Origin of the sequence: Pseudomonas sp. NY11955, assembly GCF_048068035.1 — a bacterium.
Classification (GTDB): Bacteria; Pseudomonadota; Gammaproteobacteria; order Pseudomonadales; family Pseudomonadaceae; genus Aquipseudomonas.
Window position 1 is genome coordinate 128203 of the sequence record NZ_JBLUPS010000009.1, and the last position, 13420, is coordinate 141622.

Annotated in this window: 14 protein-coding genes; all 14 read left to right on the forward strand. The window is 59.5% G+C overall.

Translation table 11 applies throughout. The annotated features are described in order from the left end of the window. The first annotated feature begins 112 nt into the window (after positions 1-112). The 14 genes from atpE to ACNFBR_RS18095 all read left to right on the forward strand — a co-directional run bounded on the left by atpE (position 113) and on the right by ACNFBR_RS18095 (position 13384). Positions 113-370, forward strand: coding sequence for a F0F1 ATP synthase subunit C (gene atpE / locus ACNFBR_RS18030; RefSeq protein WP_003097235.1), 258 nt, complete (start codon positions 113-115; stop codon positions 368-370). Between the two features lie 56 nt (positions 371-426). After that, positions 427-897 (forward strand): F0F1 ATP synthase subunit B, encoded by a 471-nt coding sequence (locus ACNFBR_RS18035; protein ID WP_003260032.1) that lies wholly within the window; start codon positions 427-429, stop codon positions 895-897. A 12-nt stretch (positions 898-909) separates the two neighbouring features. Next, the gene (locus ACNFBR_RS18040; RefSeq protein WP_003253191.1) at positions 910-1446 is read left to right on the forward strand and encodes a F0F1 ATP synthase subunit delta; all 537 of its coding nucleotides are present in this window, start codon (positions 910-912) and stop codon (positions 1444-1446) included. A 21-nt stretch (positions 1447-1467) separates the two neighbouring features. Continuing rightward, complete coding sequence (atpA, locus tag ACNFBR_RS18045) at positions 1468-3012, forward strand: F0F1 ATP synthase subunit alpha (protein ID WP_012274911.1); 1545 nt, start codon at positions 1468-1470, stop codon at positions 3010-3012. 48 nt (positions 3013-3060) lie between these two features. Further along, positions 3061-3921: a F0F1 ATP synthase subunit gamma gene (atpG, locus tag ACNFBR_RS18050; RefSeq protein WP_416736165.1), complete on the forward strand. Its 861-nt coding sequence runs from the start codon at positions 3061-3063 to the stop codon at positions 3919-3921. 27 nt (positions 3922-3948) lie between these two features. After that, positions 3949-5325, forward strand: a complete 1377-nt coding sequence (gene atpD, locus ACNFBR_RS18055; protein WP_012274909.1) for a F0F1 ATP synthase subunit beta — start codon at positions 3949-3951, stop codon at positions 5323-5325. 43 nt (positions 5326-5368) lie between these two features. Then, complete coding sequence (locus tag ACNFBR_RS18060; RefSeq protein WP_012274908.1) at positions 5369-5788, forward strand: F0F1 ATP synthase subunit epsilon; 420 nt, start codon at positions 5369-5371, stop codon at positions 5786-5788. Between the two features lie 120 nt (positions 5789-5908). Further along, the gene (gene glmU, locus ACNFBR_RS18065; RefSeq protein WP_416736166.1) at positions 5909-7276 is read left to right on the forward strand and encodes a bifunctional UDP-N-acetylglucosamine diphosphorylase/glucosamine-1-phosphate N-acetyltransferase GlmU; all 1368 of its coding nucleotides are present in this window, start codon (positions 5909-5911) and stop codon (positions 7274-7276) included. A 198-nt stretch (positions 7277-7474) separates the two neighbouring features. After that, a complete protein-coding gene (locus tag ACNFBR_RS18070; RefSeq protein ID WP_416736167.1) occupies positions 7475-8251 on the forward strand; it encodes a DeoR/GlpR family DNA-binding transcription regulator in 777 nt (258 codons plus the stop codon). A gap of 3 nt (positions 8252-8254) precedes the next feature. Continuing rightward, a complete protein-coding gene (gene glmS, locus ACNFBR_RS18075) occupies positions 8255-10090 on the forward strand; it encodes a glutamine--fructose-6-phosphate transaminase (isomerizing) (protein ID WP_416736168.1) in 1836 nt (611 codons plus the stop codon). Between the two features lie 415 nt (positions 10091-10505). Then, positions 10506-11141: an XRE family transcriptional regulator gene (locus ACNFBR_RS18080; protein ID WP_416736169.1), complete on the forward strand. Its 636-nt coding sequence runs from the start codon at positions 10506-10508 to the stop codon at positions 11139-11141. A gap of 11 nt (positions 11142-11152) precedes the next feature. Further along, the gene (locus tag ACNFBR_RS18085) at positions 11153-11962 is read left to right on the forward strand and encodes a hypothetical protein (protein WP_416736170.1); all 810 of its coding nucleotides are present in this window, start codon (positions 11153-11155) and stop codon (positions 11960-11962) included. Between the two features lie 29 nt (positions 11963-11991). Further along, positions 11992-12135 (forward strand): hypothetical protein, encoded by a 144-nt coding sequence (locus tag ACNFBR_RS18090; RefSeq protein WP_416736171.1) that lies wholly within the window; start codon positions 11992-11994, stop codon positions 12133-12135. Positions 12136-12163: 28 nt separating this feature from the next. Continuing rightward, positions 12164-13384, forward strand: coding sequence for a hypothetical protein (locus ACNFBR_RS18095; protein WP_416736172.1), 1221 nt, complete (start codon positions 12164-12166; stop codon positions 13382-13384). The last annotated feature ends 36 nt before the right edge of the window (positions 13385-13420 follow it).

Below are 13420 nucleotides of genomic sequence, written 5' to 3' on the forward strand. Positions count from 1 at the left end.
CGGTTCGGGGGGAGGGCTTAAAAAGTCCGCAAGGGCATGCTGTACCAAACGATTTGTTTTACCGCTTCAAACTAAAAACCTAACCAATACGACGTAAAAGTCGGGAGGAAAGATGGAAACTGTAGTTGGTCTGACCGCTATCGCTGTTGCTCTGCTGATCGGCCTGGGTGCACTGGGTACCGCCATTGGTTTCGGCCTGCTGGGCGGCAAGTTCCTGGAAGGCGCTGCTCGTCAACCAGAAATGGTTCCGATGCTGCAGGTCAAAATGTTCATCGTTGCCGGTCTGCTCGACGCCGTAACCATGATCGGTGTTGGTATCGCTCTGTTCTTCACCTTCGCGAATCCGTTCGTTGGTCAGATCGCCGGCTAATCACTCGTAACCACGAGTTGATGGCTGTATGAATAAAGACCGAGCGAGGTGTTGGCGTGAACATTAATGCAACCCTGATTGGCCAATCCGTTGCTTTTCTGATTTTTGTACTCTTCTGCATGAAGTATGTATGGCCTCCGGTCATCACTGCCCTGCAAGAGCGCCAAAAGAAGATTGCCGACGGCTTGGACGCTGCCAACCGCGCAGCTCGCGACCTGGAGCTGGCCCAAGAGAAAGCGGGTCAGCAACTGCGTGAAGCTAAAGCACAGGCAGCCGAAATCATTGAGCAAAGCAAGAAACGCGCTGCTCAGCTTGTCGAGGAAGCCCGTGATCAGGCCCGCGTCGAAGCTGACCGTGTGAAGGCTCAGGCTCTGGCCGAGATCGAACAGGAACTGAACAGCGCGAAAGACGCCCTGCGTGCCCAAGTGGGTGCTCTGGCCGTTGGTGGTGCTGAAAAGATCCTTGGCGCCACAATCGATCAAAACGCGCATGCGGAGCTGGTTAACAAACTGGCCGCTGAAATTTAAGCGAGGGCGATCATGGCAGAACTGACCACGTTGGCCCGACCTTACGCTAAGGCTGCCTTTGAGCATGCCCAGGCCCATCAGCAACTGGCCAATTGGTCAGCCATGCTCGGCCTGGCTGCTGCGGTGTCGCAAGACGACACCATGCAGCGCCTGCTCAAGGCCCCGCGACTGACGAGCGCAGAAAAGGCCGCCACGTTCATTGACGTGTGCGGTGACAAGTTCAATGCACAGGCACAGAATTTCATTCATGTTGCCGCGGAAAACGACCGTCTCCTGCTTCTGCCGGAGATTGCCGCCCTGTTCGACCTGTACAAGGCCGAGCAAGAGAAATCCGTGGACGTGGAAGTCACCAGTGCCTTCGCGTTGAACCAAGAACAGCAAGACAAACTCGCCAAGGTTCTCAGTGCACGGTTAGGCCAGGAAGTGCGCCTGCACGCGTCGGAGGATGCCAGCCTGATTGGCGGCGTCGTCATCCGCGCTGGTGACCTGGTAATCGATGGCTCTGTTCGCGGCAAAATCGCGAAACTGGCCGAAGCATTGAAATCTTGAGTTTGAAGGGGCAGCAGAGCAATGCAGCAACTCAATCCTTCCGAAATTAGTGAAATCATCAAGGGCCGCATCGACAACCTCGATGTGAGCTCCCAAGCCCGTAACGAAGGTACCGTCGTTTCGGTTTCCGACGGTATCGTGCGGATCCACGGTCTGGCCGACGTCATGTACGGCGAAATGATCGAGTTCCCGGGCGGCGTCTACGGCATGGCCCTGAACCTGGAGCAAGACTCCGTAGGTGCAGTGATCCTGGGTGCATACGACACCCTCGCCGAAGGCATGAGCGCCAAGTGCACCGGCCGCATCCTGGAAGTTCCGGTTGGTAAGGAACTGCTGGGTCGCGTCGTCGACGCACTGGGTAACCCGATCGACGGTAAAGGTCCTCTGGGCAACACTCAGACCGACGCGGTCGAGAAAGTGGCTCCAGGCGTGATCTGGCGTAAGTCGGTAGACCAGCCTGTACAGACTGGCTACAAATCCGTCGACGCCATGATCCCAGTCGGCCGTGGCCAGCGTGAGCTGATCATTGGCGACCGTCAGATCGGCAAGACCGCCATGGCCATCGACGCCATCATCAACCAGAAAGACTCCGGTATTTTCTGTGTTTATGTTGCTGTCGGCCAGAAGCGTTCCACCGTTGCCAACATCGTTCGCAAGCTGGAAGAAAACGGCGCCCTGGCCAACACCATCGTGGTAGTTGCCAGTGCTTCGGAATCCGCCGCACTGCAATTCCTGGCGCCATACGCCGGTTGCACCATGGGCGAGTTCTTCCGTGACCGCGGTGAAGATGCCCTGATCGTTTACGATGACCTGTCCAAGCAGGCCGTTGCCTACCGTCAGATCTCCCTGCTGCTGCGCCGTCCACCAGGACGTGAAGCGTACCCAGGCGACGTGTTCTATCTCCACTCCCGTCTGCTGGAGCGTGCATCGCGCGTTTCGGAAGAGTACGTCGAGAAGTTCACCAACGGCGCAGTGACTGGCAAGACCGGTTCCCTGACCGCCCTGCCGATCATCGAAACCCAGGCTGGCGACGTTTCCGCGTTCGTTCCGACCAACGTGATTTCCATCACCGACGGTCAGATCTTCCTGGAATCGGCCATGTTCAACTCGGGCATCCGCCCTGCAGTGAACGCCGGTGTTTCGGTATCCCGCGTAGGTGGTGCCGCTCAGACCAAGATCATCAAGAAGCTGTCCGGTGGTATCCGTACCGCACTGGCTCAGTACCGTGAACTGGCTGCATTCGCCCAGTTCGCTTCCGATCTGGACGAAGCGACCCGCAAGCAGCTGGAGCATGGTCAGCGCGTAACCGAGCTGATGAAGCAGAAGCAGTACGCGCCAATGTCCATCGCGGACATGGCCCTGTCGCTGTACGCCGCTGAGCGTGGCTTCCTGACCGACGTAGAAGTCTCCAAGATCGGCAGCTTCGAGCAAGCACTGATCGCCTTCTTCAACCGTGATCACGCTGAACTGATGGCGAAGATCAACGTGAAGGGTGACTTCAACGACGAAATCGACGCTGGCCTGAAAGCCGGTATCGAGAAGTTCAAGGCCACCCAGACCTGGTAAGCCGCAGCGGGGGCTCTGGCCCCCGCTTGCTAACCTGATAGGTGATACATGGCAGGCGCAAAAGAGATTCGCAGTAAGATTGCGAGCATCAAAAGCACGCAAAAAATTACCAGCGCCATGGAGAAAGTGGCGGTCAGCAAGATGCGCAGGGCACAACTGCGCATGGCTGCTAGCCGTCCTTACGCGGAGCGTATCCGCCAGGTGATCGGTCATCTGGCCAACGCCAACCCGGAATACCGCCACCCGTTCATGATCGAGCGCCCTGTAAAGCGCGCCGGTTATATCGTGGTGAGCAGTGACCGTGGTCTGTGCGGTGGCTTGAACACCAACCTGTTCAAGGCCCTGGTCAAGGACATGAACGAAAACCGCGAACAGGGCGTGGAAATCGACCTGTGCGTGATCGGCAGCAAGGGTGCGACTTTCTTCCGCATCTTTGGCGGCAACGTCGTAGCCGCGATCAGCCACCTGGGCGAAGAGCCATCGATCAACGATCTGATCGGCTCCGTCAAAGTGATGCTGGACGCCTACCTGGACGGCCGTATCGATCGCCTCTCGGTGGTTTCGAACAAGTTCATCAACACCATGACCCAGAAGCCAACGGTCGAGCAATTGGTACCGTTGGTGGCAACCCCGGATCAGGATCTCAAGCATCACTGGGATTACCTGTACGAACCCGACGCAAAAGAGCTGCTGGACGGCTTGATGGTGCGCTACGTGGAGTCGCAGGTGTACCAGTCGGTGGTCGAGAACAACGCTGCTGAACAAGCGGCCCGGATGATCGCCATGAAGAACGCCACAGACAACGCCGGTGATTTGATCAAAGAGCTTCAGTTGATCTACAACAAGGCGCGTCAGGCTGCGATCACCCAGGAGATCTCGGAAATCGTCGGCGGCGCTGCCGCGGTTTAACGGTTCACATATTCAGAGGATCCAGCTATGAGTAGCGGACGTATCGTTCAAATCATCGGCGCCGTCATCGACGTGGAATTCCCACGTGACGTCGTGCCGAGTGTATACAACGCGCTGAAAGTACAAGGCGCGGAAACCACCCTGGAAGTTCAGCAGCAGCTGGGCGACGGCGTGGTTCGTACCATTGCGATGGGCTCGACCGAAGGCCTGAAGCGCGGTCTGGATGTCGTCGACACCGGTGCTGCCATTTCCGTTCCAGTTGGTAAGGCCACCCTGGGCCGTATCATGGACGTTCTGGGCAACCCGATCGACGAAGCCGGCCCGATCGGCGAAGAAGAGCGTCGCGGTATCCACCAGCCAGCGCCTTCGTTCGCTGACCAGGCAGGCGGCAACGACCTGCTGGAAACCGGCATCAAGGTTATCGACCTGGTTTGCCCGTTCGCTAAGGGTGGTAAGGTTGGTCTGTTCGGTGGTGCCGGTGTCGGCAAGACCGTAAACATGATGGAACTGATCCGTAACATCGCCATGGAACACAGCGGTTACTCCGTGTTCGCTGGTGTGGGTGAGCGTACTCGTGAGGGTAACGACTTCTACCACGAGATGAAGGACTCCAACGTTCTCGACAAAGTAGCGCTGGTCTACGGTCAGATGAACGAGCCACCAGGAAACCGTCTGCGCGTAGCGCTGACCGGCCTGACCATGGCCGAGAAGTTCCGTGACGAAGGTAACGACGTTCTGCTGTTCGTCGACAACATCTATCGTTACACCCTGGCCGGTACCGAAGTATCCGCACTGCTGGGCCGTATGCCTTCGGCAGTAGGTTACCAGCCGACCCTGGCTGAAGAGATGGGCGTTCTGCAAGAGCGCATCACCTCCACCAAGGAAGGTTCGATCACCTCCGTACAGGCCGTATACGTACCTGCGGACGACTTGACCGACCCGTCGCCAGCCACCACCTTCGCCCACTTGGACGCCACCGTCGTTCTGTCCCGTGACATCGCCTCCCTGGGTATCTACCCAGCGGTCGACCCACTGGACTCGACTTCGCGCCAGCTGGACCCGAACGTGATCGGCAACGAGCACTACGACACCGCTCGTGGCGTTCAGTATGTTCTGCAGCGCTACAAAGAGCTGAAAGACATCATCGCGATCCTGGGTATGGACGAACTGTCCGAAGACGACAAGCAACTGGTAGCCCGCGCTCGTAAGATCCAGCGCTTCCTGTCGCAGCCGTTCTTCGTGGCCGAAGTCTTCACCGGTTCGCCAGGCAAGTACGTTTCCCTGAAAGACACCATCGCTGGCTTCAGCGGCATCCTCAAAGGTGACTACGACCACCTGCCAGAACAAGCGTTCTACATGGTCGGCAGCATCGACGAAGCGATCGAGAAAGCCAAGAAACTGTAATTCCTGCGCCCCGCAAGGGGCGCTATCAGGTTGAGGCAAGCAGATGGCTATGACAGTCCATTGCGATATCGTCAGCGCGGAAGGAGAGATTTTCTCCGGCCTGGTCGAGATGGTAGTTGCGCACGGTAACCTGGGTGATCTTGGTATCGCTCCGGGCCACGCGCCGCTGATCACCAATCTCAAGCCTGGTCCGATCACGCTGACCAAGCAGGGTGGCACCCAAGAGGTGTTCTACATCTCTGGTGGCTTCCTCGAGGTTCAGCCGAACATGGTCAAGGTGCTTGCCGATACCGTGCAACGTGCTGCAGACCTGGATGAAGCTCAGGCTCAGGAAGCCCTCAAGGCTGCTGAGAACGCCCTGAATCTGAAAGGCGCGGACTTCGACTACGGCGCCGCCGCCGCACGTCTGGCCGAGGCCGCAGCCCAGCTGCGTACCGTCCAGCAAATGCGCAAAGGCAAGTAATCGGCCCCGGCTGATAACTGCTGATGCGATTGAGTAAAAGGGTAGCCTCGGCTACCCTTTTTCTTTTTCTGTTTTCTCCCCTCGGTCATTTCACTGACCGCCCAGGATTGGTAGCCAGTAATGTCACTCGATATCGTTATTCTCGCCGCCGGCCAAGGTACCCGCATGCGTTCGGCGCTGCCCAAGGTACTGCACCCGGTAGCCGGCAACTCCATGCTCGGCCATGTTATCCACAGCGCGCGCCAACTGCAGCCGCAGGGTATTCATGTGGTCATTGGCCATGGTGCCGAACTGGTTCGCGAGCGCCTGGCCGCTGACGACTTGAATTTCGTCATGCAGGATAAGCAGTTGGGTACCGGCCATGCGGTTGCCCAGGCCCTCCCGGCACTGACCGCCGACACCGTGCTGGTGTTGTACGGCGACGTACCGTTGATCGAAGTGGAGACCCTTCAGCGCTTGTTGGCCAAGGCCAACGACCAGCAGTTGGGCCTGCTGACGGTCACCCTGGACGACCCGACCGGCTATGGCCGCATCGTCCGTGACGAGCAGGGCAAGGTCACTGCCATCGTTGAGCACAAGGACGCCAACGACGCGCAGAAAGCGATCAAGGAAGGCAACACCGGCATTCTGGCGCTGCCAGCCGCGCGCCTGGCCGACTGGATGGGCCGGCTGTCGAACAATAACGCCCAGGGCGAGTATTACCTGACCGATGTCATCGCCATGGCAGTAGCCGATGGCTTGGTGGTGGCTACTGAACAGCCCCACGACCCCATGGAAGTGCAGGGCGCCAACGACCGTCGCCAGCTGTCCGAGCTGGAGCGTCATTACCAACTGCGCGAAGGCCGCCGCTTGATGGCCCAGGGTGTAACCCTGCGCGACCCGGCCCGTTTCGATGTGCGGGGTGAAGTGACCGTTGGTCGGGACGTGCTGATCGACATCAACGTGATTCTCGAAGGCAAAGTTGTCATCGAGGACGATGTGCAGATCGGCCCTAACTGCGTGATCAAGAACACTACCCTGCGCAAAGGCGCGGTGGTCAAGGCCAACAGCCACCTCGAAGGCGCCGTGATGGGTGAGGGCAGCGATGCTGGCCCATTCGCCCGCCTGCGCCCGGGCAGCGTGTTGGACGCCAAGGCCCATGTGGGTAACTTCGTCGAACTGAAAAACGCTCACCTGGGTGAAGGGGCCAAGGCCGGTCACCTGACCTACCTGGGTGATGCCGAAATCGGCGCGCGTACCAACATCGGCGCCGGCACCATCACCTGCAACTACGATGGCGCCAACAAGTTCAAGACGGTGATGGGCGAGGACGTGTTCATCGGCTCGAACAACTCGCTGGTGGCACCTGTGGAAATCAAGGCGGGTGCGACCACCGCAGCCGGTTCGACCATCACCCAGACCGTTGAAGCCGGCGAGCTGGCTGTGGCCCGTGCGCGCCAGCGCAACATCTCGGGGTGGAAGCGCCCGGAGAAAATCAAGAAGAGCTGAGTTATTCACAGCTGTTTCGATCGAAAGCCGACTTATGTGAATAAGTCGGCTTTTTTGTGGGTGAACGCCTGCCACTCATCTGGAGATTGGGCTCTCACAAAGGCCGTCACGTCGCAAAAAATTATCCACAGCTTGACGAATCCCTCGTCTTAGGTTTTGATTGCAACCATTATCTTTCGAATCGAAACTTAACCACTCATGTCGAAACGAAACACCCCACAACGGCGGCACAATATTCTGGCTTTGCTCAGCGAGCAGGGCGAGGTGAGTGTGGACGCGTTGGCCAAGCGTTTCGCAACCTCGGAAGTGACCATTCGCAAAGACCTCGCCGCCCTGGAGACCAACGGCCTGCTGTTACGCCGCTACGGCGGGGCGGTGCCGGTGCCGCAAGAGCTGCTCGCTGAACCGGTCCAGCCAGTGTCGTCCTACAAGAAGGCCATCGCGCGTGCTGCTGTCGGGCGGATCCGTGAACATGCGCGCATCATCATCGACAGCGGCAGCACCACGGCTGCGATGATTCCCGAGCTGGGGCGCCAGCCCGGCCTGGTGGTGATGACCAATTCATTGAATGTGGCCCGCGCAATCTGCGACTTGGAACACGAGCCGGTGCTGTTGATGACCGGTGGCACCTGGGACCCGCATTCCGAATCGTTTCAGGGCCAGGTCGCCGAGCAGGTACTGCGCTCCTACGATTTCGACCAGCTGTTCATCGGTGCCGACGGCATCGACCTTGGCCGGGGTACTACCACCTTCAACGAGCTGCTTGGGCTGAGTCGGGTCATGGCCGAAGTCGCCCGGGAAGTGATCGTGATGGTCGAGTCGGACAAGGTAGGGCGCAAGATCCCTAACCTCGAGCTGCCTTGGGGCAGCGTGCACACCCTTATTACAGATGAACGCCTGCCCGCAGCGGCACGCGAACAAATTCAAGCCCGCGGCATCAACCTGATCTGCGCCGCGATCAGCCAGGAGCAATAAAACATGTGTGGAATCGTTGGTGCCGTCGCCGAGCGCAATATCACAGCCATCCTGATCGAAGGCCTCAAGCGTCTTGAGTACCGCGGGTACGACAGCGCCGGCCTGGCCGTACTCACCCAGAACGGTGAACTGCAGCGCCGCCGCCGCATTGGCAAGGTCAGTGAACTGGAAGCGGCCGTTGCCGCCGACCCACTGGCGGGCCAGCTGGGTATTGCCCACACCCGTTGGGCTACCCATGGTGCGCCGACCGAAGGCAACGCCCACCCGCACTTCTCGGGCAATGAAGTGGCCGTGGTGCACAACGGCATCATCGAAAACCACGAAGAGCTGCGTGAAGAGCTCAAAGGCCTGGGCTACGTCTTCACGTCGCAGACCGACACCGAGGTTATCGTTCACCTGATCCACCACACGCTCAAGAGCATTCCCGACCTGGCCGACGCGCTGAAAGCGGCGGTGAAGCGCCTGCACGGTGCCTATGGCCTGGCGTTGATCAGCGCCAAGCAGCCTGACCGCCTGGTAGCTGCACGCAGCGGCAGCCCACTGGTCATCGGCCTGGGCCTGGGTGAGAACTTCCTGGCGTCTGACCAACTGGCGCTGCGTCAGGTCACCGACCGCTTCATGTACCTGGAAGAAGGCGACATCGCTGAAATCCGTCGTGACCAGGTGTCCATCTGGGATCAGCAGGGCAACAAGGTCCAGCGCGAAACCGTGCAATACCACGAGGGCGCCGAAGCTGCCGACAAAGGCAACTATCGCCACTTCATGCTCAAGGAAATTCACGAGCAGCCAAGTGTGGTGCAGCGCACCCTGGAAGGCCGCCTGGGCAAGGACAACGTGATGGTCCAGGCCTTCGGCCCGAAGGCTGCCGAACTGTTCGCCAAGGTGCGCAACGTGCAGATCGTCGCCTGTGGTACCAGCTACCACGCCGGTATGGTCGCCCGTTACTGGCTGGAAAGCCTGGCCGGCATCCCGTGCCAGGTGGAAGTGGCCAGCGAATTCCGTTACCGCAAGGTGGTGGTGCAGCCGGACACGCTGTTTGTCTCCATCTCGCAATCCGGTGAAACCGCCGATACCCTGGCCGCGCTGCGCAATGCCAAGGAACTGGGCTTCCTCGGCAGCCTGGCGATCTGCAACGTAGGTATCAGCTCGCTGGTACGCGAGTCGGACCTGACCCTGCTGACCTTGGCCGGCCCGGAAATCGGTGTGGCTTCGACCAAAGCCTTCACCACCCAGCTGGTTTCGCTGATGCTGCTGACCCTGGCCCTGGGCCAGGTGCGCGGTACCCTGGAAGCGGGTGTCGAAGCCGAGCTGGTTGAAGAACTGCGTCGCCTGCCGACCCGCCTGGGCGAAGCCCTGGCCATGGATGCCACCGTCGAGAAAATCGCCGAGCTGTTCGCCGACAAGCACCACACCCTGTTCCTTGGCCGTGGTGCGCAGTACCCGGTGGCGATGGAAGGTGCGCTCAAGCTCAAGGAAATCTCCTACATCCACGCCGAAGCCTACCCGGCCGGTGAGCTGAAGCACGGCCCATTGGCATTGGTGGACAACGACATGCCGGTGGTGACCGTTGCACCGAACAACGAACTGCTGGAGAAGCTGAAGTCCAACCTGCAGGAAGTGCGTGCCCGTGGTGGTGAGCTGGTAGTGTTCGCTGACGAGCAGGCCGGCATGACTAATGGCGAAGGCACCCACGTGATCAAGGTGCCGCACATCGCTGACGCGCTGGCACCAATCCTGTACACCATTCCGCTGCAGTTGCTGTCGTATTACGTGGCCGTGCTCAAGGGTACTGACGTTGACCAGCCGCGTAACCTGGCCAAATCGGTTACTGTCGAGTAATGAATTAAGACGTTCGTCGAACAATTGAAACTGTCGCCGGTAGAAGGGAAGCGCTCGCTTCCCTTCATCGGGCGATACTACCTGACTCCCCGCGTCATCTCCCCCTCCTTCGAATTGGCGTGTTCTGATGTAACTCCGCTGTCGTACGCATGAAGGAATCTGCTGCTTAACTGGGCCTCCGAAAAACCGCTAGAGGCGTCGACGTTGCCTGGAAAATCAGGATCAGAATCCTATGGGACTGCTGTCGCAGCCATTTAAGGACTCCTTCATCTACCCACGCAAAAGGATAATGGAGTGACAGCGCTCCAGTGATTGTCTTGGAAACGTAAAAATGGAGTGACAGCGCTCCATTTGGGCCTTCAACTACGCCAGGAATGTTACTAAAGTGCCATCATCTAATAGCGAGATGATGGCAATGAGTATCCTCACGCCTCCCCCCACGCTGGTTTCGCTTGGCCAATGGTTTAGCCGCAACCTATCCTCCGTTCTCGCTGTGGCAGGTGCGCTGCGGGACACGCAACACAATGCCGACGGTCCGGGGCCTTTGTCCGCGGTGCATATCCAGCAGCAAACGGGCATCGCCCGTAGCACGCTGCGGGCTTTGAAATCACCAGCGCAAGGTAGCGATGCCAACCCGGACCTGAGCACTATCGAGCGTCTTGCCGAGGCCCTCGGTGTGCCACCTGCTTTCCTGTTGATGCGCCCCCAGGACTGGGCGCTGTTGGCCAGCGCGATCGACAACAGTGGCGATTACTTGGCTGCGGCTCACAAGCTGGAGGCAGAAGAGCGACTTCAGGCGGCCAATCCGGTGGAAAAGGTCCTGCGCGAATGCAAGGTCCATCCGGATCACCGTCCGAATATTGTGGGTGCCTCGCCGGAAGTCGCTCGGGCCAATGCCCGCGATGAATGGCGCAGACGCGCCTGTCTCAAGCTCGATGCGCTGATGCTGCGCGAAATATCGAAATCCGGCCCACGCAAGTGGTTGGCCGCGATAGCGGGCGCCTGGGTCAGCCAGACGACGCCACACGATCCTTCTTCTAGCGAACACTAAGGACTGCCGGGATGCCGATCATTCACGACCCCGATCTTGCCGATGTATTGATGAGTGCCAGCGCCGACGACATGGGCCTGCTGATAGATGTGATCACCGATAGCGGCAAGGGTCGGATCTCCCTTTCCTCTTCAGTCTGTCGTCAATTGATGACTGCCAAAAACAAGGGCTCCGACGAGTCGACCGGGGCCATTTTCGCCGAGGAACTCACCCGCTTTGGTGGCAACTCGCTGGTCAACCTCTTCCGCGGCGGCAGTGGTGTGCCGTACCGCGAGCTGCTGGCGGATGTGGCCGGACACGTCGGCGCGAAGAACAAGGCGAGCGCCAGCTGCGCCGAAATGGAAATGGCGGTCATCACCAAGGTATTCGCCCAGTCCCTGGCACGGATGAGCGAGGAAGACCGCCGCACACTGTTCGAATCTTTGGGCGGACTGGCGTACCGACCCGGCATGGGGCCTGGGGCATTGGCGGCCTTGCTGGCTTCACTCGGTAGCTCCGGGCTGGCTTCCTACAACGTGGCGGCGGTGGTCGCCAGCGCGACCATGAGTAGCCTGGTGGGGCGTGGCGTGATGCTGGCGGGTTCCAGCACCCTGGGCCGTGGCCTTGCTGTGCTGGCTGGCCCGGTGGGCTGGGCCATAACCGGGATCTGGACGGCGTTCGACCTAGCCAGCCCGGCGTATCGGGTCACCGTGCCCTGCGTGATCCAGATCGGCCATATGCGCCAGAAAATGTTGCTCAAATCCACCTGTCCTGGTTGCCATGCGGTAGTCGCGGCCGGCGCCAACTTTTGTGGCAAATGCGGGATACGCCTAGGCGACTGATGCACATTAGATGATCAAGGAGTGAGTCCATGAACCCAGTAATTTCCCCATTCGAATTCCTACTGACCAACGTCATCTGCTTCGCCGCCGGCGCGGCCGCGGTGGTCGCGCTGAACCTTGCGGCGAAAGCCGTGCATGCCTCCGGCAAGCGCGCCGCGCAGAGCGCCGCCTGAACCAATGGATTGAGTAGGAGCGAGAACCGTGTACAGCAACCACCACGCCAAGCGACTGGTGTCCCTCGAGGGGGAGATCATCAATATCAATGCAAACATCCAGAGCCTGCGTACCGACCTCGACTGGTTCGAGAGATTCGAGCACGAGAGCAACCATACCAGGCTCGCTCAGGTGCAACGGGAAACTATCGCCGCGCGGGAGCAGCTTGCCAGAGTCGAACTGAGCATCAAGGCTTGCCACGCTGAGCTGAATAGTGCCAGGGGCGTTGCCGAAGCGGGCTGGTCGCCTATGCACTGGTTTTCCAGTGAGCGGCGCGTGGCCGAGCGCCAGGTCAGCACTCTGCAGGAGCGGCTGTCGCAGTTCAAGAACCGGCAAGAGGGCTTGGTTTCCGGGCTTGGCGAAAGCGAACGGGAGGAGCGGCGCCTGAGTGCCAATTCGCAGCGATACCGGGGCTTCGATTCATTGCAGGCCAACGCCACCATCATGCAACTGGAGCGCGACGTGCAACGCCTGCAGGGCGTCGCCGACGAAGTGAGAAAGGCCAGCGCCCATTGGGAGGCGGTGGCCGGAGAGGTGTTTCGCAATTGGAAAACTACGCATGACCAGTTGCAGGCGACGGAGCGTGACATCGTCGATGCTGAATGCTTCATCAACCTGTTGGACACCGCGCAAAACAAAAGGATGGTCCATGACCATTGTGAAGAGCGCTTTGGTGCCGGGCAGCGCAGTCCAGATAGAGTGTTGAAGGACCGGCAGTTTCATCAGCGCAAGCTGGAACGGGAAGCGGAAAAACGCGAACGCCGCCTGCGTGACACCCTACGCCTGCTGGAAAACAGAATCCGTAACCTGGTTGTAGATGGCAACAATCTTTGCTACCTGAACGAAGCAGGGGGTAAACGGCGCTTCATCGGTCTGGTGGTGCTCAAGGCACTGGTGCCTCACCTGGCCACGGCTTATGAAGTGACCTTGGTCTTCGATCCGGGCATCCGCAGCCAGCTCGATATGAGCGACAACGCACTCCAAGCCATGTTTCCGCAGGCTCGGGTACTTGTTATGCCGCCCACTGTCACTGCCGACCATCCAGTGCTGGCCGCCGCGGAGTTCGATGTCGAGACCTACGTGATCAGCAACGACCGCTACAGCGATTACCCAGACATGGCCGCGGTCCGAGAGGATCGGGTGCTGCATGCAGTGGTCCATCGCGACGCCGTGCAGATCCCGCAACTGCAGGTACTGCTGCCTCACTGAGGTCTTACGCGACCGGCGACTACTGGTCATGTGCAT